The 19,355-nt window shown below is 52.2% G+C and carries 12 protein-coding genes and 1 pseudogene; 6 read left to right on the top strand and 7 right to left on the bottom strand.

All coding sequences use genetic code 11. The features are described 5' to 3' along the window. Positions 1-224 precede the first annotated feature (224 nt). Together CSR04_RS24945 and CSR04_RS25235 are read left to right on the top strand one after the other, a co-directional pair. On the top strand, positions 225-365 hold the full coding sequence (locus tag CSR04_RS24945) for a hypothetical protein (RefSeq protein WP_172449340.1): 141 nt from the start codon (positions 225-227) through the stop codon (positions 363-365). A 301-nt stretch (positions 366-666) separates the two neighbouring features. Continuing rightward, a pseudogene (locus tag CSR04_RS25235) lies at positions 667-813 on the top strand (IS4 family transposase); the annotation flags it as partial. Positions 814-883: 70 nt separating this feature from the next. On the opposite strand, the gene CSR04_RS11995 reads toward CSR04_RS25235, so the two are convergent. After that, on the bottom strand, positions 884-2,638 hold the full coding sequence (locus tag CSR04_RS11995; RefSeq protein WP_102796532.1) for a caspase family protein: 1,755 nt from the start codon (positions 2,636-2,638) through the stop codon (positions 884-886). An 88-nt stretch (positions 2,639-2,726) separates the two neighbouring features. Beyond that, positions 2,727-4,514, bottom strand: a complete 1,788-nt coding sequence (locus tag CSR04_RS11990; RefSeq protein ID WP_102796531.1) for an ATP-binding protein — start codon at positions 4,512-4,514, stop codon at positions 2,727-2,729. Positions 4,515-5,460: 946 nt separating this feature from the next. Here CSR04_RS11990 and CSR04_RS11980 point away from each other — a divergent pair. Beyond that, entirely contained in the window at positions 5,461-6,615 is a 1,155-nt protein-coding gene (locus CSR04_RS11980; RefSeq protein WP_102796529.1) for a P1 family peptidase, read from the top strand. A 750-nt stretch (positions 6,616-7,365) separates the two neighbouring features. Continuing rightward, complete coding sequence (locus tag CSR04_RS11975; protein WP_102796528.1) at positions 7,366-7,821, top strand: DUF6998 domain-containing protein; 456 nt, start codon at positions 7,366-7,368, stop codon at positions 7,819-7,821. Positions 7,822-8,097: 276 nt separating this feature from the next. On the opposite strand, the gene CSR04_RS11970 is transcribed toward CSR04_RS11975, so the two are convergent. The 5 genes from CSR04_RS11970 to CSR04_RS11950 form a co-directional block, all read right to left on the bottom strand. Then, positions 8,098-9,132 (bottom strand): FecR family protein, encoded by a 1,035-nt coding sequence (locus CSR04_RS11970; protein WP_102796527.1) that lies wholly within the window; start codon positions 9,130-9,132, stop codon positions 8,098-8,100. After that, positions 9,119-9,688: an RNA polymerase sigma factor gene (locus tag CSR04_RS11965; protein ID WP_102796526.1), complete on the bottom strand. Its 570-nt coding sequence runs from the start codon at positions 9,686-9,688 to the stop codon at positions 9,119-9,121. The genes CSR04_RS11970 and CSR04_RS11965 overlap by 14 nt, the downstream gene beginning before the upstream one ends. Beyond that, positions 9,663-10,970, bottom strand: a complete 1,308-nt coding sequence (locus CSR04_RS11960; RefSeq protein WP_102796525.1) for an aminotransferase class V-fold PLP-dependent enzyme — start codon at positions 10,968-10,970, stop codon at positions 9,663-9,665. Before CSR04_RS11960 ends, CSR04_RS11965 begins: the two co-directional genes overlap by 26 nt. Positions 10,971-11,096: 126 nt before the next feature. Beyond that, the gene (locus CSR04_RS11955; protein ID WP_102796524.1) at positions 11,097-13,514 is read right to left on the bottom strand and encodes a TonB-dependent receptor plug domain-containing protein; all 2,418 of its coding nucleotides are present in this window, start codon (positions 13,512-13,514) and stop codon (positions 11,097-11,099) included. A 165-nt stretch (positions 13,515-13,679) separates the two neighbouring features. After that, a complete protein-coding gene (locus CSR04_RS11950) occupies positions 13,680-16,343 on the bottom strand; it encodes a TonB-dependent receptor plug domain-containing protein (RefSeq protein WP_245921571.1) in 2,664 nt (887 codons plus the stop codon). Between the two features lie 193 nt (positions 16,344-16,536). Between CSR04_RS11950 and CSR04_RS11945 the strand changes: the two genes are divergently transcribed. Both CSR04_RS11945 and cueR read left to right on the top strand, forming a co-directional pair. Further along, positions 16,537-18,909, top strand: coding sequence for a heavy metal translocating P-type ATPase (locus tag CSR04_RS11945; RefSeq protein WP_102796522.1), 2,373 nt, complete (start codon positions 16,537-16,539; stop codon positions 18,907-18,909). Beyond that, positions 18,902-19,309 (top strand): Cu(I)-responsive transcriptional regulator, encoded by a 408-nt coding sequence (gene cueR, locus CSR04_RS11940; protein ID WP_102796521.1) that lies wholly within the window; start codon positions 18,902-18,904, stop codon positions 19,307-19,309. Before CSR04_RS11945 ends, cueR begins: the two co-directional genes overlap by 8 nt. The last annotated feature ends 46 nt before the right edge of the window (positions 19,310-19,355 follow it).

Here is a 19,355-nt window from a genome sequence, read left to right as displayed (position 1 = left end):
CACAGTTTTAATGCGGGGCTGCCACCAGTGAAAGCAGAACAACCTAAACTGGTGTCTGGAAATAGTTGACCACTACACTTGATGTTTGGAGGTATAAATATTGACAAAACCAACTCTCACATTCTTGTAGGGGATCACGGGGCTAACAACTAACGAATGATATGGACTCCCCCTTTCCCGGAGTTTTGCCAAACTTATATGGCAACCATTGAGGAGAACTGTCCATGTCTGATTTCAACTATTTCTATGGCATTGATTTAGCCAAACTGAGTTTCAGTATCCATGGTGAAGACTGTCGTGGCAAGGCGGGGGTTATTTATTGTAGATTAGGACAACAAACAGGCGCTTTTGCAGCCCTGACTTAGTACCTCCATGTTCTTTATGACACGCCGTCCGTGGCGCGCCAGTCCCATTTCTTTACTACGCGGTAAAGAAACGAGACGCAAAGAAAGCGCGCCCGCTGGATTCCAAACAACGTCAGTCCAGGCCACTACTAAAAGGCGGTCGTGAAAACGACGTTCCAGACGCGTCTTCCACTCAATTTGCTCCCAGCAAATTGCCCACCTTTTAGCAGCACCCTGAACCGACCGGGAATTTTTAAGCGGGGTCAAAGCGGCTTGGGCCGCTTAGGGGGAATGTTTCAACAACACTGACCCTTTGATTCCCGTATCTCATCGTCTGGTGTTATCGGTGGTCAGACTCGGCAAAGAAGTCAGGAAACGCGCCAACTACCCCATTCCTGCACAACGATTGTGCTGGGCACTACAGGAGTATTCCCGACTTGTACATTCGTTGGGGAGACCTGAATTATGAGGGGATCCTCCAGCGCCCGCATAATAGGCGCGCGCTTGCGAGCGTCCTAATTGACGCGTTTGTTAGAGCTCTACCACCAATTAAGGCGCCCAAGAACACCTTTGAATTCGTTTGCAGCTTTTTCATAGCGTTCGTATGAGCCTCCAAACATGCCTGCTTTTATCGGTGGCCAATGTTCTTTTAAATTAGCGGCTTCAGTCGCAAGCATTACAAAAGGAGAATTTTCTCCTCTGCTAGAAAACTTCCATCCAAACCTACCTATCGGCCCCCACATACCGTGTCCATCTTGCAGTCTGAGGTCCGCTACTACTAAGGCGTACAATATTTCAAACTCATCAAAGCTGGATTCATATCCCTTACCCAAAAAAAACAAGTCATCTATTACAGGCTGAACTTGCTTAAACAAATATTCGCTTATAGGTGTATATTGTCGCTCATGCCCCGGAATCCGCTTAAATATATCAGTTCTTGTAAGCTCAAGAATTCCGCTAGATAGCTTTTGGGCAAAATAAGGATTACTATTGCCATAGTTTGACTCGCCCAATTTCGTGTAAAGGATTGCCGATAGAGCTTGGTAGTTTTTACTTTCTACAGCCGCGATTCCAGCTTGATAAAGCAGTAATAACAAAGGGTACCACCGGAGATTTAACCAGATAGTCAGTCCCCCTTGCGATTCAATCAGCCTATCGCTAGCTCTTGATATAATTTTACGTAACACCTCAAATTCTGCCTCAGTCGCCCAATATGCCATTACGGCAAATATTGCGCCAAGGTCTCTGGTGTACTTCTCGTAAGAAGATATTCGATCCAAGAACTCTTCGTCAGAATAGCTACCACTTACTGCAAAATTATCTTCGCTAGTTCTTGAGAGAAATAAGCGCACTTCTTCAATTCCAAAATCATGGAGCTTGATGTGCGACTTTTGGGAAGATAAAAGCTCTTTAACGTAATCGACTTTTTCTTCTAGCGTTACAATACTCCTCGCCACCTCCGTATAAGGCACTGATATAAGCTCATCTATATCCTTCTTCTCATCACCTGAAAGCTCATCAATATTCGGCGCAACAATTATAAAGTCGCCATCTCCATCAAACTGCCCATAATGTGGAGTTTGCTCAGAGTTTAGATCGTTGGCTACTTTTGTGTACACATAGGCCATAAGACCGCTAGCTGTAATTACACCATGTTCATTTGCAGCTTTGCCGCGAATGCCCTCAATTAGATGGCCTGTGAAGACAGAGTGATCAGGTATCGGGCCTCCTGAGTCAGAAACAACTTCATTTGCTTTTCCCGCTGTTATTACTTGGCGAGAAAATCTTTGGTACATATCTTTTAGAAATCGACTACTTCCAGCTTGGATGTCTCTATTAACGGCCAAGCCGCCGTAGCATGCATCCATAATAAATAATATATGCTTCGCTCTGATAAGCTCTGCATTTCTCGTAAGCTCGTCCCAGCGTATGAATGAAGAGTAATCATTCATATCTGCATCGTAAGGGACTAAATAACCAACTTCTCCTCGAAACCCTGCTTTAGTGTGTCCGTGACCAGCAAAAAAAACGAGTAACCTGTCATCGACCTTCACACGTTCTGATGTGAAAGAAAGGAATGATTTTAGGATGTTTGATTTGGTTGCATCACTATCAGTAAGGTAAGTAACATTTTCGGCTTCAAAGCCCAGCTCTCCAATGAGAATGTCCCTTATTTCTTTTGCGTCATTTACGGCATATCCAAGTGGAGAGACATTCTGATATTTATTTATGCCTATAATCAAAGCTCTGCTGCTTTCATAGCTCTGCTTTAATACGTATTTTAAATCTCGCATCCACTCTCTCCTAGAGCTTTAACGCCGCGCTCTGCGGCAAGTTTGTAGCGCAGCGAAAAACTTGTCCGACAGCAGCGTCTTGTTAGACTTAGCTGCATCTCTGCAATATTTCATTAAACCAGCCAAGTATTTCACCATTTTGGTCTCTTTCATCAAGCCTTTCTTTAGTCATTTTCTTGGCTGCAACTCGATTTAGTCTTCTTTTTGCGGTTCTATCATTCACTCCAAGCGCAGCGCCTACGAGTGACGGCACATCACAGTCATCTGTGTATGTAACACTTATATTTAAGGCTTCTTGAATCGCATCTGGATGGAGATAGTTTTCGGCTTCTCGCTTGGTCGTAATAAATGCTATGGAACCATCGCCTCTAGCATTTACTGCATCACAAGTTTCTTGATATTTGGGTGGATTCTGATCATCCCGATCATAAATATGTACTTCTGGCTTCCCGATATTTTTAAGGTAGTGGCCATTGACCCAATCTCTAAGAGTGTCTCCACCCAAGGGAAGTAATACTATTCTTGGATCATTTTCAAAGTCAGGGGCCATATGGCCTTCATCGAGTAAAAGTGCTGATAGATTTTTAAAGAACGCTATGTCATTTGGACCTTCAACGCAAACTATCACCTGCGCTCTGCTATCAGGAAGAACACCTAAGTCTTTAGCTATAAGCTTAAATACATCCTCTTGGTTAAAGTTGACCTCAATCTCGCCTTCTTTGTTCTTGAAAATATGCCTTATGCATTTGATAGGTAATTGCTCAGCGAGTGCTGGAACATGAGTGGTAATAACTATTTGGCACCCATCTTTATCAGCCATTTCAGAAAAGGCTTCAACGAGAAGCTTTTGCTTATCGGGATGTTGAGATGTTTCGGGTTCTTCAATAGCGTAGATTACACCTCGATCCTGATATTCTCGCTTAATGCGTTCTGCCTCTGCTTTGAAAAAGCTAATCAGTACTAATCGTCTTACTCCGCTACCTCTTTTATTTATGGGGATATCATCGTCGCCAGCTAATGACAACTTAAAAATACCTTCCCATTTTGGATCTGCCTTAAAGTCTGGAGTTAGTGACATAGCGAGTTCAGGGTCTAAATCGGCCAAATGCGACAAAGTACTATTTGCGACAGCAAGAGCTCTTTGTTTAACTTGATCTTTAATGTCTTCTAGCTGTGGGGATATATCTTCAATTGCTTGAGATATTGCAACTTTCATTGGATCTTGAACTTCGGCTTCTTCATCAGTGCTAGGTCTATCTGCTCTAAATAGTGCGAAGTGCGGCAAGTGATTTTGAATTTGTTCTAAAATAGCTTTTCCATCTTCTTTCGATAAAGCTACAGATTGTTCCTTAAGCTTTAGGTCACCAACAGAACCATAGATAGCTTCTCGCAAGCTTACATTAGATCGATTGTCTTCCGCTGCAATTCCAAGCGACTGAGCAATAGATTTCAATTCATCATTCTTTTTTAAAAGAATTCCCTTAGCGTTTCTGGCGCTCGGATGAACACAATTAGCTACGTAGGCTCCGACTCCCTTTCCTTTTTTGAATACTTTCGATAACGAAAGTGTCCCCTCATCGGTTAACAAAAACTCACGATCTAAGCTTGTTACAGATGTGGCATCTAGGACTATTTCTTGTGGCAGTTCCTCAAACTCACAGGTGATGATTACATCATCATTTTCACCGGCATAAACACATTTATCCCCAGCTTCATATTTGCATAGCTTATGGCCAAAAAATATTCCCAGCGCATCGAGTATTGATGTTTTTCCAACATCATTTCTGCCAATGAGGCCTGTCATATTGCCGAAGGATATTTCCGTTTCTGTCTGGTAGGCTCGAAAATTCTGAACTTTAAGATTCTTGAGCTTCATATATCTTCCTTGGGGCTGAATTCTTTTTAGGGGCTAACGTTATTAGACGGAACTTATCCGTGTTTAAACACGGATAAGTTCCGTACTTTTACATAGCTATTTTGTAGCATGCTTCTAACCCTTTGCCTAGCAAGCGCTTTTTAGTTTGCTCCAAAATGGTGCCGGGGAAGGCGGATGTGTTCCGTACCATTGCTGTTATACGGCATCGTCTATGAAATCCTTGCATCTGTGATTGATAAAAGCAGTCTGCCCTTTGATGGATTCACTTCATACCAAGTCAACCTATGCCCCCCTTAAGCGGCCCGAGCCGCTTTGACCCCCGCTTAAAAATTCCGGGTCGGTTCAGGGCGCTGCTAAAAGGTGGGCAATTTGCTGGGAGAAAATTGAGTAGAAGACGCGTCTGGAACGTCGTTTTCACGACCGCCTTTTAGTGGTGGCCTGAGCTGACGTTGTTGGGAATCCAGCGGGCGTGTTTCTTTTGGTTACTTTGATTTGCACGATCAAAGACAATCTGGTCTGGAACCAGATTGAACAGCTTTAGCTGGCCTGCAAGGCAACAGGCAGGATGCTTGTTGTAAAAGTGACTGGCGCGCCACGGACGGCGTGTCATATAGGACAAGGAAGTCACATACCCAAACTTTTTACAGGTGACTATTTCTCTACCACGAAGATCAGAAGAACACGAAGAGTGGTCAATCGGTGTTGTCCTTCGAGCACTTCGCGCCCTTCGTGGTGAATATATTTGGGAAAAGTCTGGTCTGGAACCAATTTGAACAGCTTTAGCTCGCCAGCAAGGCAACAGGCAGGATGCTTGTTGTAAAAGTGACTGGCGCTCCACGGATGGAGTGTCATAGAAGCTAGGACGGCGACTCCGTTGTTTCACCCCTTTAGACTTGCAACAAATGATTCCCTCAATTAGCGTAAATCCACAACTAAAGGAGCATTTATGCAGAACAAAGCGGCTTTGGCCTTGTTAGTGGGCGGTTTGTTGGTGGCGGCGCAGGCGCTGGCCGATGATGCCAAACCCCGCAGCCGGGACTTAGGTATAGCACCAGGTATTCTTAAAACCGGCCAGCATAATGCCATTACCGATGTGCAAGGGGTGCTGGTCGGGCAGGTGACTTTGGTGGACGGGCAGGATGTGCGTACCGGCGTCACGGCGATTTTGCCCCATGGCGGCAACCTGTATCAGGACAAAGTGCCCGCCGGGCTGTATGTGGCCAATGGCTATGGCAAGCTCACCGGCATTTCACAAATACAAGAGCTGGGGGAGATTGAAACCCCGATTCTGCTCACCAATACCCTGTCGGTGCCACTGGCCGCCGAGGCCATTATTGGCTGGACCTTAAAGCAACCTGGCAATGAACAGGTGGTGTCGGTAAATGCGGTGGTGGGGGAAACCAACGACAGCCGCTTAAATGATATTCGCAAGCGCGCCCTTAAGGCCGAACATGGTCTGAAAGCTATCTCAAATGCCAGTGACGGGCCGGTGGCCGAAGGGGCGGTGGGGGCTGGCACCGGCACGGTAGCCTTTGGCTGGAAAGGCGGTATTGGCACCAGTTCCCGTGTGCTGCCAGCCAAACTGGGCGGCTATACGGTAGGGGTGTTGGTGCAGTCTAACTACGGCGGGGTATTGCAGATTGCCGGTCAGCCTGTGGGTGAGGCGCTTGGCCAGTATTATCTGAAAGATGCGCTGGACTCTGAGGTGGCCGACGGCTCCATTATGTTGATTGTGGCGACCGATGCGCCTTTGTCGGATCGCAATCTAACCCGTTTAGCTAAAAGAGCGGTGGCAGGCCTAGCCCGCACCGGGGCGTCTTTTACCAATGGCTCAGGGGATTATGTGCTGAGTTTCTCCACCGCCGCGTCGGTACGTCGCACCGCTGAGCGCCGCGGTGAGGTATCCAGCACCGAGTCTGTGCCAAACGGCAGTATGTCGCCCCTGTTCCAGGCGGTTATCGAGGCCAGCGAAGAAGCGATCTATAACTCCATGCTAAAAGCCACCGACACCTGCGGTACCCGCAGTGACACAGGCAAAGCCAACTGCGTAAAAGCCCTGCCGCTAGAGCAACTCAAAGCCCTGCTAACGACATCCAATTAAGGATATCGCCAGCGGTTTTGGCCAGACGCCCAGTGTAAATAGGACCGGCGCGCAATGGAGGGCGTCATATAAGATATGGAGGCCAGTTATTCAAACCTTGTCAGGTAAACTGTCGCCATGGATACTAAAACTCTGTTTGGCTAAATCAATGCCATAGACATAGTTGTCATCGGACATGGTTGGTTCTTCTCAATGGTTGCCAATTAGACGTGGTAGAACTTTGGGAAAAGGGAGTCCATATGATTCGTTATACATTATGGAGGGATAGGTCATTTTAATTAAATCGATAAAGAGCCAGCTCAATCTCAAGCCATACTTCTATGAGAAATCAGCGAAAGTTGGTACTGCCGGTTGCATTCTAGGTGGATTAGTAGCTTATCTTTTGTTTATGAGAGCGTTACCAGTATTCGGCGTCGATCTTGACGTTCCATTAAAGGAATACAGTGATCAAATCGTTTACTCTGTTTTTGGTTGTGGCGCACTGTTACTGTTACTTTGCATATACTTATTTTGTTCGTTCTGTGCAGCGATATACTTTTTCCCCATGGTCAAAAATGGCAGCCTTGAGTTGGAAGATTATATAAATATTGTTTTTAAAAGCCGTTACCCGGCTCACTGGCAGAAAATGTGAAGGTCCGAATGTATAAAAATAGTTATAGTCGCTAACTGGGGCTCTTACACATGGGCGGCGTTACTCCGTTCAGATTCTAGCCTTCGTATTTTTGCCCCTAAGCAGGGTATTAAGCGACAATGATAGATCACGAGAAATTCCAAAATCTTGTAAAGCAGCTCTACACGACAGTGGATGAGCTAGAGGATATGTTTCCTGGCAGGCATTTTACTCCTGATGGCCATATGGTTGGCAGTATTGGCGAGTGTTTGGTTGCCGACGCTTATGGTTTAGAACTTATGCCTGCGTCAAATAAGGGCTTCGATGCCGTTACAAGCTCGGGAGTTAAGGTTGAAATTAAGGCGACTCAATCAAAGTCAGTAGCATTTCGTGGTGAACCAGAGCATACAATTATCATTAAAATATTACCGGACGGTACGTTCGAAGAAGTATTTAATGGCCCTGGCGCTATGGTATGGCAGCAGTTCAGCGGTAAAGCATTACCCTCAAATGGCCAGTATCAAATATCAATTCATAAACTTAAAATACTGAACCAGCAAGTAAAGGTGTTTCAACGTGTGCCAAAAATCGCCTAACAAGGGTGGACAAATCGCCCGAAAGGAGCGTGGGCTGGACTCGCTGGCGCTCCATGGATGGAGTGTCATATAGGACAAGGAAGTCACGTATCCAAGCCTTTTGCAGGTGCCTGTTTCTTTACCACGAAGATCAGAAGAACACGAAGAGTGGCTGGTCTCTTTTGAGCCTTCGTGCGCTTCGTGTCCTTCGTGGTGACGCTATTCTTTTGCCTGTAGTAGCTAATAAATCTGCGCCGAGACCAGCTCGAACAGCTTTGGTTGGCCCGAGAGGCTTACTCAGTCATCAGCCCCCCGTGGCAAACCCAATAAAATCCCCTCAGGGGTTTTCACGCTACGGGTTTGGGTCAACCCCTCCACGCTTTGTACAAAGTCCTCCACATCCTGCAGGTTAAACACCCCGGAAATGGCAAACCCGGCCAGGTCTTTATCCTGTAACACCAGCGGCTGCAGGCTATAGCGGTTGATCTGGCGGATGGCCTGCTCCAGCCGGGTATCATCAAACTGAATACGATGACTGCTCCAGTCCGGTTGACCGGCCTGTAAACCGGGGGGCAGGCGATATCGGCTGAGTTTATTGTCCTGATATTTCAGGCCCCAACCGGCATGCACCGGCGCGGTGCCGCTGAGCGCTCCGCCGCGTACCCCAACCACGCCCTGATAGACCTCCAGCGTCCAGGCGCTGGCCAGCTTTTCCACTGAGTAGGCGGTGCCCAGAGCCACAAACTCGGTACTCTGATTTAGCATCACCACAAACTCCCTGGGCTGATGGGCGACCTGGCTGAAGACCCGGCCCTGGATCAGCTCCACTTCACGGCGGTGTTCCTGCATCTGCACCCGTACCCGGCTGCTGCTGTCCAGATAGAGCGCACTGCTATCGCTAAGCTGCAGCTGTTGAATCTCGCCTTGTTGGGTTTGGTAGGCCAGTATATTGTTTGATGCTGGTGTAGTTGGCAGCAGCGACAGGCTGAACACCAACAGGCACACCGTAGCGGCCAGGGCGGTCAGTACTTTGCTCAGGCTTTTGGCCGGGCGACGTTCTGCTATTGAAATCACCTGGGGCGACGGCGGCACGATTGGCTGGTCCAGGCTGTTTGCGTCAAGGTTTAGCACACCGCCCAGTTGCCAGGTATTGGCCGCATGATTAAAGGCGCGCACATGCTCGGGATGGGCGCGTAACCAGGCTTCAAATTTGGCGGAGGTCAGTATGGCGGGGCTGGCTTCAATATCCAGCAGCCAGTCACAGGCCTCGGCCAGGATCTGTGGGTCGATAACCCTGTTTGGATGGCTATAGCCTTGGTTACTGCTGTTCACGTTGCATACGCCTCTGGGTCAAATGCATCAGAGCGTCGCGCAAATGCCGTCTGACCACCATCACGCCGATGTTCAGTTGGGTGGCAATGTCCTCATAGGACAGGCTCTGGATTCGGTTAAGTAAAAATATCCGCCGGGTCAGGGCGGGGAGTTGTGCAAGATCGGCCTCGGCCTGGGCCACGGCCTGTTGCTGGCTAAGCTGGGCCTCCGGCTCTGGCACCAGGCAGTGGTGCTCATGGTTTGATTCGTCATATTCCACCCACTGGGGCGCATGCTGGTTGCGCCGGTGACGGTCGCGCAACAGATTGACTACCACAGTGCGTAAAAAGGCCATTTCATTATGCAGTTGCGGCAGGTTGTCGTAGTGGGACAAGCGAATAAACAGCTCCTGCACCAGCTCTTCGGCGTCGTGCTGGGAAGCGCCTTTGCTACAGGCGTAGCGCAGCAGCGCCGGGGCATGGCTTTGGTAGAGGCGCTCAAGGTTGCGCTTAGTGCCAGCTGCTGCGCCGGGCCCGGTCAGCGCTGCGTGGTTAAGCAGCAAATCGGCTGACGGCATGGGCAATGGCCTTGGCGGTAAGTTTCAGATCTTCGGCGCTGTTATACAGGCTTGGGGTAATGCGCACGCAACTACCGTTTTGAAGTCCGTCGCGATGTACGCAAAACACTTGGTGCTCGGCCAGCAGATATTCGGCAATGGCGCGGTTTTGTGCGCTGCTGGTGTGGCCCTTAATGCGAAACGAGGTAATACCGGCATGCAGACGCGGGTCTTGCGGGGTGAGAATATCAATGCCCTCAAGCTGGCGTACCTCATCAACCCACAGATTACGTAAGTATTGCAGCCGTGCGGCTTTGGCCCTGGCGCCTATTTGGTCATGAAAGGCAAAGGCATCGGGTACGCTAAGAAAGGCGGCAAAGTTACTGGTGCCGGAGTGAAATTTACCCCAGATGCTGTGTTCCTGACCCGGTGCGGCCGACATATTGGCAGCAATCTGCTCAAGTTTGCCCTGGCGGATATACATCACGCCAACCCCAAGCGGCGCGCCCATCCATTTATGCAGGTTAAAGCCGATAAAATCGGCGCCAAGGTCTGCTACACCAAAGTCCATCTGCCCCCAGGAATGGGCGGCATCCACAATCACGGCGATACCACGCTCCCGTGCGGCGGCAGTGATTTCTTTTACCGGCATCACCAGCCCGGTGCGGTGGCTGATATGGGTAAGCAGCAGCAGTTTGCAATTAGGATGGCGGGCGAAAGCCGCCTGATAAAAGGCTATCAGCCCCTGATGGTCAGCCGGTTCGGGTATGGCCAGCTCGATCACCTCGGCGCCGCATTGGGCGGCCTTAGTGCGCATGGCATCCTGCATGGCGCCATAATCCAGGTCGGCGTACATCAGGGCATCACCTTTTGTTAAGCCGATGAAGCCGCCAATCAGATTTTGCAGGGCTTCGGTGGCTCCGCGGGTTAAGCCGATTTCCTCGGGTTTGGCAGCCAGACGGTCGGCCACGCTGGCGACTATATCTTTTAACAGCGGCCAGTACTGGCGGCGGGAGAAATAGGAGTTATCACGATTGACCCGCTCGGTATGTTTGAAATAGGCCTGCATCACCGGCCTTGCCATAATGCCCCAGTTGCCGTTTTCCACATTGATAATCCCGGGTCGCACATCATACTGGCTGGCAACTTGTGCCCAATAGGCTTCGTCCTGGGCTTGTGCCAGGGCCGATTGTGCAGAGCTTGGCAGTGGCGCTGACCAGCCGGCCGGGGAGGCCAAAAGTGAACCGGCGGCGGCCGATGCCAGACTGGTGGTAAGAAACTGACGCCGGGTAAAGCTGCTCATGATGATACCTCTTGCTTACAACATAATGCCCGGTCAAGGCCGGGCTAATCAGCCTGTCCGGCGCTTGGGCCGGACAGGCGGGTACTCTAGCCAGATAAGGTCACAGTTTTGTGACCATGCCTGGAGTTAGAACTTCATATCCACACGCAGTGAATAGTTGCCGCCGTCTGAGTCGTACGGCGCATTACGCGAGTAAATCAAGCCACGGTTGGCCTGAAAGGTGGCCTCTTCTGGGTAGTTGTCGAACAGGTTTTCCACGTTCAGGCTCAGGGCAATGGCGGGGGTGATATCGTAGTTCAAACCGATATCAAAGAAGGTCTCGGCACCGAACTGCTGGAAAATATCGCCGTCGGCATTGCCGGAGCTGTCTTTCCAGCTACCGTAGTAACGCAGCTTGGCATTCAAGGTGATGTCTGCCCAGCTATAACTGGCGCTGAGGTTACCGGCCTGTTTGGGCAGCCGTTCTTCCAACAGAATGCGCTGGGTTTCATTGCGGCTGATATCGCCGCCGGTTACTTCGGTTTTGTTGTAGTTGTAAGCCGCCACCAGATTCAGGTTGCCTTCGCCCAGTTCGAACTTGCGGCTCAGTACCAGGTCCACACCGGTGGTTTTGGTGTCGTAGTCATTCTGGAAGAAGTTCACACTGGTGATGCTTTCGGCCCCAGTCACTCCCAGTGCGATAAGCTTGGCGCGCTCGTCTGTGGTCAGGCTAAAGGTGGTGGACGTGCCGAAGCGGTCCGAGATGCTGATACGGTAGAAGTCGATGCTGGCGTTCAGGCCGCTGGCATCCTGATAGGTGAAGCCCAGTGACAGGTTGTTGGACTCTTCAGGGGTCAGTGAGGCAATGTTGGCGTCGCTGCGCGCATTAATAATCTGTGCAATCTCGCCCTGCGGGCTGTAACGTCCACGGGTAAAGACTTCCAGGGTATTGGTATCTAAGCCCTGAGACACCCGTTCGCTAAACAGCTGGCCTGGGGTTGGGGCACGAAAGCCGGTGGAGTAAGTAGCACGCAAGGCGGCATGGTCCGACAGGGCATAACGGGTGGAAATCTTACCGTTCTGGGTATCGCCGAATTCGGAGAAGTCTTCGTAACGGGCCGCCAGGCCAATTGTCCAGGCGCTGCTTAGCATGGTTTCCATATCCACATACAAGGCCACGCTGTCCTGATCAAAGTCACCCGACTGGGCCGGGCTGAAACCGAAGAAGCCGTTGGAGCCGGATGGCAGGCCTTCCTTGGCGGCCGGGCCAACCAGATAAGAGGCTTCGTCACCTGAGGATACTTTGTAGGTTTCCTGGCGGTACTCGGCACCGAAGGCAATATTCAGATCATCGGCAAACCAATCGTTTTGCAACAGATAGCTGGCATCCAGGTTGGCGGTAAACTCGTCCTGTTCCAGGCTACCGGCATAAAACGCTGTGGGGCTGTCAGAGCCTAATGAGGCGTTGATGGTATTGGACAACTGATAGTCGATTTTATTGTTGCCCTGGCTGACGGAGGCATCCCAGCTTAACTGGCCCACAATGCCCTTTGCACCCACATAAATCGACAAATCACGATCATCCTGGCCAAAATGTGGGGCGAAACCAGCTGGATACAGATCTTTCAAATCAAAATTCGGGTAGGTTTCGCTTTTGTTGAATACCGAAGACTCAGGATTACGCCAGTTAAAGTCGCTCATGCCGCTGCCTTGGTTGTAGGTACCAAACAGGTAGGCATCGGTGTTGTCGGTCAGGCTGTATTGGGAATTCAGGGCAAAACGCAGGGCATCGCGATCTGGCTGGCCCCAATCCTGTACCGGGTTACGTAAGGTTACTTCCGGGTGAGCGGCCTGATAGGCTTCGGCATCCGGGCGCTGACGGGAACGGGCAGTGCGCTCGGCATCATAGTATTCAAAGGTGGTGGCCAGGTAGCCGCGGTTATTCAGATCCCATCCGCCCTGTACCCCGGCGCGGTAGGCGGTACCGTCCCCTTCAAAATATTGGGAAAACTGACTGAAGGCCTGATAACCGGCCTTGTCATCCAGGATAATATTAATCACCCCGGCAATGGCATCTGAGCCATACTGGGCCGAAGCGCCGTCGCGCAGCACTTCGATACGCTTAATGGCGTAGGAGGGAATAGACGCCAGGTCAGCCGACTGGGCGCCGTTGCTGCCCAGCAGTGCGGCGCGGTGCAGACGTTTGCCATTGACCAGCACCAGCGTATGGTCGGCGGATAAGCCACGTAAGGAGGCCGGGCGCACAAACACCTGACCGTCGGCCATAGGTAAACGCTGCACCTTAAAAGACGGCACTATTTGCGCCACGCTGTCGAGCAAATCTTCTGAGGTGGTGCTGTCGATGGCGGAGGCGTCAATCAAATCAATCGGCGCCATGGAGTCGAATACGGTGCGGTTGGCCTGACGGGTGCCGGTCACAATAATGCTTTCCAGATTAGCGGGGGCTGCACCAGCCACCTCTTGCGCGTGGGCAGACAGGGCCAGGGTGGAGCTGGACGCCAAGACAAGGCAGCCATAGGTGGCGGTTTTATTCAGGTGTTTCATGGTGTTTCCCAGTGTGTGTGGCACAGTTTATTGCGTTGCCGCCCATTGCCTTATGCAAGGGCTTCCTGGGTAAAGACGCAGCGGTGTCAGGCATCTGTTGGCAGATTGGCAATGTTCATAAAAGTTTCATATAAACAGCGCCCTTTCCTCTCGCTAGCATGTTGATTAAAAAGCAAAGTTGGTGCGCAGATACCACTGCCCCCCATCGGTGTCGTAGGGCGAATTACGTGAATAACGCAGCCCGCGGTTGGATTGCAGGCTGGCTTCGTCGGGGTAAGTGTCAAACAGGTTTTCAATGCCGAATTTCACGCTGAGCGCCGCGTCGATGACATAGGTCAGCGACAGATCAAACAGCTGCAAGGGCGAAAACTGCTGGAATTGCTCCGAATCGCTGATGGCCTGATCCTGCCAGCTACCGATATAGCGCCAACCGGCCCGCCATTCCCAGGGACCGCTCAGATAGCTGGCCGACAGGCTGGCGCGGTGCTGGGGCACGCCTTGTTCCTGTTGGGTGCGGCGGATTAGATTATCCTTCAGCTCGCCGCCTGTTACTTGGGTACGGTTGTAGTTATAGGCTGCCGAGATAAATAACTGGCCGCTGCCGAGCAGACTGCTGTGGGTCAGCACCAGATCCACGCCGCTGGTGCGGGTATTAAATATATTCTGGAAAAAGCGCACATTGGCTACCTGATACTGGCTGTATGTTGCCAGTCGTTGCTGCTCGTCGCTGGTCAGACTGTAAGTGGGAGACAGGCCAAATCTGTCGCTCAGATCAATACGATACAAATCCAGGGTTAAATCAAAGTCCCCGGGCAGGCTGAAGCCTACACCGGCACTGATATTCACCGACTTTTCGGCCCGCAACGGGCGAATAGTCACGTCGGGGCGCTCGGATAATACTGCCGCTACCTCTGCATTGGGGGAAAAGCGGCCGCTGGTGGTGATGGCATCAAAGCTGCTGTTCAGGGATTGCGAGGTACGTTCACTGAATACCTGGCCAGCGGTGGGCGCGCGAAAGCCATTAGACAGGGTGCTACGCAGTATAATGCCAGGAGCGAGCTGGTACCACAGGGCCAGTTTGCCGCGCAGCATGGACGAAAACAGCGAGTAGCTTTCATAACGGGCAGCAAGGTTCAGGCGTAGCGGCGCGCTTAAGGTGATATCCATATCGGCATAGGCCGATACCCCCTGCTGGGTAAAGCTACCCGCTTGCAGTGGTGAATAGCCGGGAAAGCCGTTGGCGCCCGAGGGCAGGCCTTCGATGGCTGCAGGACCCACCGCATAGGACGCGGGATCGCCGGCCTGCACCCGGTAACGCTCGCGGCGCAATTGCAAGCCGGTGGCCAGATTAATTGGTAGCCGTTTAGCCGACCAGTTGGTTTGCTGGTTGATGCTGGCGTCCAGGGTCACTTCCTGCTGGGTTAAGTCGCCGGGATGAAAGGCCGTGGGGCTGTGTGGGCCTAAGGAGGCATTGATGCTGTTAGTTAAAAAGTAGCGGATGCGGTTTTGCCCAAAGCCCAGGCTGAGTTCGGCCAGCGGGCGCGCTTCAGCCAGGGTGCTGATACCAGTATGCAGCGACACATCCGACTCTCGCTGGCCAAATCTGGGGGTAAAGCCGACCGGATAAATATCCAACAGGTTGAAATCCGGATACTGGCTGCTGGGTTGATAGACCAGATTGGTATCCGGGTTACGCCAGTTAAAATCTGACACGCCATAAGCATGTGCCAGAGTGCCAAAGGCAAAGGCACTGATGTGCTCACTGAGGTGCTGCTGAGTATTAAACGCCAGCTGCAGTCCTTCCTGCTCTGGCAGTCCCCAGCGTTGTACCGGGTTGGGCACCTTCAGCTCGGGATGCTGCTGGGCAAATATTCTGGCATCTTGCGGCTGCGTGCCTCTGGATGTGGGTGCATTACGATAACCGGACAGGCTCAACATCGAGAAATCCTCGTCGTCCTGCCAGCCTAAACGCATACCACTGCGCCAGTTGACGCCATCCCCCTGAAAATACTGGCCGTACTGAGCGAAGCCAGCGCTTTGCTCGCCGTCTTCCAGGATCACATTAATGACTCCGGCCAGGGCATCAGAGCCGTACTGGGCGGAGGCACCGTCGCGCATAACCTCAATTCGTTTAATGGCGTTGCTGGGGATTTTTGACAGGTCGATGGGGTGGCCGTCCTCGGTTTCCACAAAGGCCGAGCGGTGGCGGCGTTTACCGTTGACCAGGATCAGGGTGTGGTCTGAATTCAGCCCGCGTAAGCCAAAGGAACGGTTAAAGATCCGTCCGTCATTCAGTGGCAGGCGAAAGGCGGTAAAGCTGGGCAGGTAAAAGGCCAGGGTATTGAGCAAGTCTTCTGAGCCGGTGCCATCTGGCGTGGTCAGAATATCGATGGCCGACATGGAGTCGTAACGGGTACGGGCAGCAACCCGGGTGCCGGTGACGATGATTTCATCCATGGCCTGAGCGTTTTGCTGCGGGCTGACGTCAGAGCGCGGTTGTTTGTCCTGTGCTGTGGCGGTAAGGATCACGCTTTTTGTGTTAAGCCATTGCACCTGCACCGGCTGTTTGCTCAGTAATAGCGCCAGTACCTGCCTAAAGTTGTACTGCCCGTTGATAGCGGGGGGGTGCTGCTGCGAAAGCAGCCCGGCCGGGTAGAGGATATTGGCATTGAAGAGTTCGGAGACTTGTTTGAGTGCTTGCTCAACAGAACCGGCGGTGATAGTCACCCGAATGGCTGAGGAGTCGGCCGCATCAGGCGGGGCCGCAACAACGCTTCGGGTAACCAGACACAGACTGTACAGCCAAAGCTGCCATCGCCGACTCAACACGATTATCAAAGGCCTTGCAGTGGCGGCCAGCTAACTCTGGCCTGAATAAGGCAAGGCGCTATGGTGCGACAGCAGCATGACAAATTGTTTACAGTCGGCGGGATGTTTTTAAGGAAGATGAAAATACAACCTTGACCTTCCCATAAGGTTAAACTTTAGCCTTGAGCTATCTAAGCTGGTGTTGGAGATTAACATGGCAAATAGCATGCAGTTACCTATTAGTGGTATGGGCTGCGCGTCCTGCGTGGGGCGTATTGAAAAAGCCCTGATGCAAGTGCAAGGGGTCAGCCAGGCGCAGGTTAATCTGGCTGCTGAAACCGCCACCGTGCAGGGCGAGGCTGATGCGGCATCGTTAATTGCCGCCATCGACTCGGCCGGCTACAAGGTGCCCACCCAGACCTGCCAGTTTGGGGTAGAGGGCATGACCTGTGCATCCTGTGCCGGTACAGTGGAAAAGGCGCTAAACGCGGTCAGCGGGGTTATTCAGGCCTCGGTTAATCTGGCCAGCGAGCAGGTCAGCATCGAGCATCTGGCGGGACTGGATGTCTCGCTGTTGTTTGCCGCCGTTGAGCAGGCTGGTTACCAACTGTTGGATGCGGACAAATCCGCCAGCGAGAGAACAACCAGTGAACCAGGTTTTTTCCAGCGCGAAAGCTGGCCAGTGACAGGGGCAAGCTTATTCACCCTGCCACTGGTGCTGCCCATGGTCGGCATGTTGTTTGGCAGCGACTGGATGCTACCGCCCTTGTGGCAGTGGTTGCTGGCCACACCGGTACAATTTTACTTCGGTGCGCGTTTTTATTCTGCGGGCTGGCGGGCCATAAAAGCCGGTAGCGGCAATATGGACCTGCTGGTGGCCATTGGTACTTCGGCGGCCTATGGTCTGTCGTTGTATTTATGGGCGGTGTTCGAGGGCCAGGGCATGCCAAATCTGTATTTTGAAAGCAGTGCAGCGGTATTAACCCTGGTACTGCTGGGTAAATACCTGGAACGCCGAGCCAAACGGCGCACTACAGACGCACTGAAGGCGCTGGAAAATCTGCAGCCCATTGAAGCCCGATTATGGCGGGACGGTAGCTGGCAATCCGTGCCTGCCGCCAGCCTGAAAAGCGGTGACAAGGTCAAGGTGTTGCCCGGTGAGCGCATTCCGGTGGATGGCGAAATTCAGTCCGGTGACAGTCAGGTAGATGAGTCCATGATCAGTGGCGAGAGCCTGCCGCTGCATAAAAAAGTTGGCGATAACGCCATTGGCGGCTCTGTCAATCTGGATGGGGTGCTGGAGCTGGTGGCCACCAAAGTGGGCGCTGAGTCGACCCTGGCGAAGATTATCCGCTTGGTTGAGCAGGCCCAGGGGGCCAAGGCGCCGGTGCAAGCCTTGGTGGATCGCATCAGCGCGGTATTTGTGCCGGTGGTGCTGTTGGTCGCGCTGGTGGCGCTGTCAGGCTGGGGCCTGGCAACCGGCGACTGGACGGTGGGAATATTAAACGCCGTGGCAGTATTGGTGATTGCTTGCCCTTGTGCCCTTGGCTTGGCAACCCCGGCGGCGATTATGGCCGGCACCGGCACGGCCGCCAAACAGGGGATTCTGGTTAAGGATGCGCGCGCCCTGGAACAGGCTCAGGGCATTGATTTAGTGGTGTTTGATAAAACCGGCACACTCACCGAAGGTAAGCCGCAGCTCAGTCAGTTAACGGCCTTGCAGGACAGTTCCCAAGATTTACTGCAACTGGCGTATTCGCTGCAGCAAAACAGTGAGCATCCTCTGGCTAAAGCCGTGGTACAAAAAGCCGAGCAGCAAGATATAAGCGCGCTGGCGGTAGACAACTTTAAGGTGGTGGCAGGTAAAGGTGTGAGTGGCGAGATGCAAGGGCAGACCTGGCTGCTGGGTAGCAGTCACTGGATGCGTGAGCACAAACTGGACCTGCCCACCGACAAGGTCAATGTGAAAGGGGCATCCATTTCCTGGCTGGCGGTGCTCAACGATGGTGGCGCTAAGCTGATGGGGCTGTTGTGTTTTTCCGACACTATCAAAGCCAGCAGCAAAAGTGCGGTGCAGCGTTTGCAGCGCCAGGGCATAAAAGTAGCCATGTTAACCGGCGACAGTAAAGCCAGCGCCGAGCAGGTGGCCGCTGAACTAGGCCTGGATACTGTTGAAGCGGAAGTATTGCCGGCGGACAAAGCAGCCAGGGTAAAACGCTATCAGCAGCAGGGCTTTAAGGTGGCCATGGTGGGGGACGGTATCAACGATGCACCGGCGCTGGCTCAGGCCGATCTGGGCATGGCCATGGCCACCGGCACCGAAGTGGCAGTGAGCGCATCGGCCATGACCTTAATGCGCGGTGAGCCAAACCTGGTGGCAACTGCACTGGTGTTGGCGCGTAAGACCTATCAGAAGATCCGCCAGAATCTGTTCTGGGCATTTATTTTCAATGTGATTGGTATACCCGCTGCGGCGCTGGGGTATCTTAATCCGATTATTGCCGGTGCGGCGATGGCCAGCAGCAGTCTGTTGGTGGTCAGCAACGCCCTGTTGTTACAGCGTTGGAGGGCAAAAAAGCATGACTAAGTTACTGACCATTGGTGAGGCAGCGAAGGCCAGTGGCCTGTCGGCTAAAATGATCCGCCATTATGAACAATCCGGATTATTGGAGAAAACCCCGCGTACCGAATCCGGTTACCGTTTGTATAATGCCCAGCAACTGCGCCAGTTACATTTTATCCGCCGTGGCCGCCAACTGGGCTTTTCGCTGGAAGAGATCCACTCGTTGCTGAACCTGTGGCGTGACCCTGGCAGAGAAAGCCGGGAAGTGAAGCAGATTGCTGAACAACATCTACAGGATGTGGCCCAAAAAATCGCCGAGTTACAGCAGATCCATGGGGTGCTTCAGAAGCTGGCCAGTCAGTGCTGCGGTGACAGTCACCCGGACTGCGCGATTCTGGACTCTCTGGCCGGGCCGGAGACCTGACCATCGCCTGGTATATCGGCATTCCAACAGATAACAAGCGGCGCAA

Source organism: Bowmanella denitrificans (genome assembly GCF_002887595.1).
GTDB lineage: Bacteria > Pseudomonadota > Gammaproteobacteria > Enterobacterales > Alteromonadaceae > Bowmanella > Bowmanella denitrificans.
Note: the sequence above shows the minus strand (reverse complement) of the source record. Positions and strands in the feature narration are given on the sequence as shown.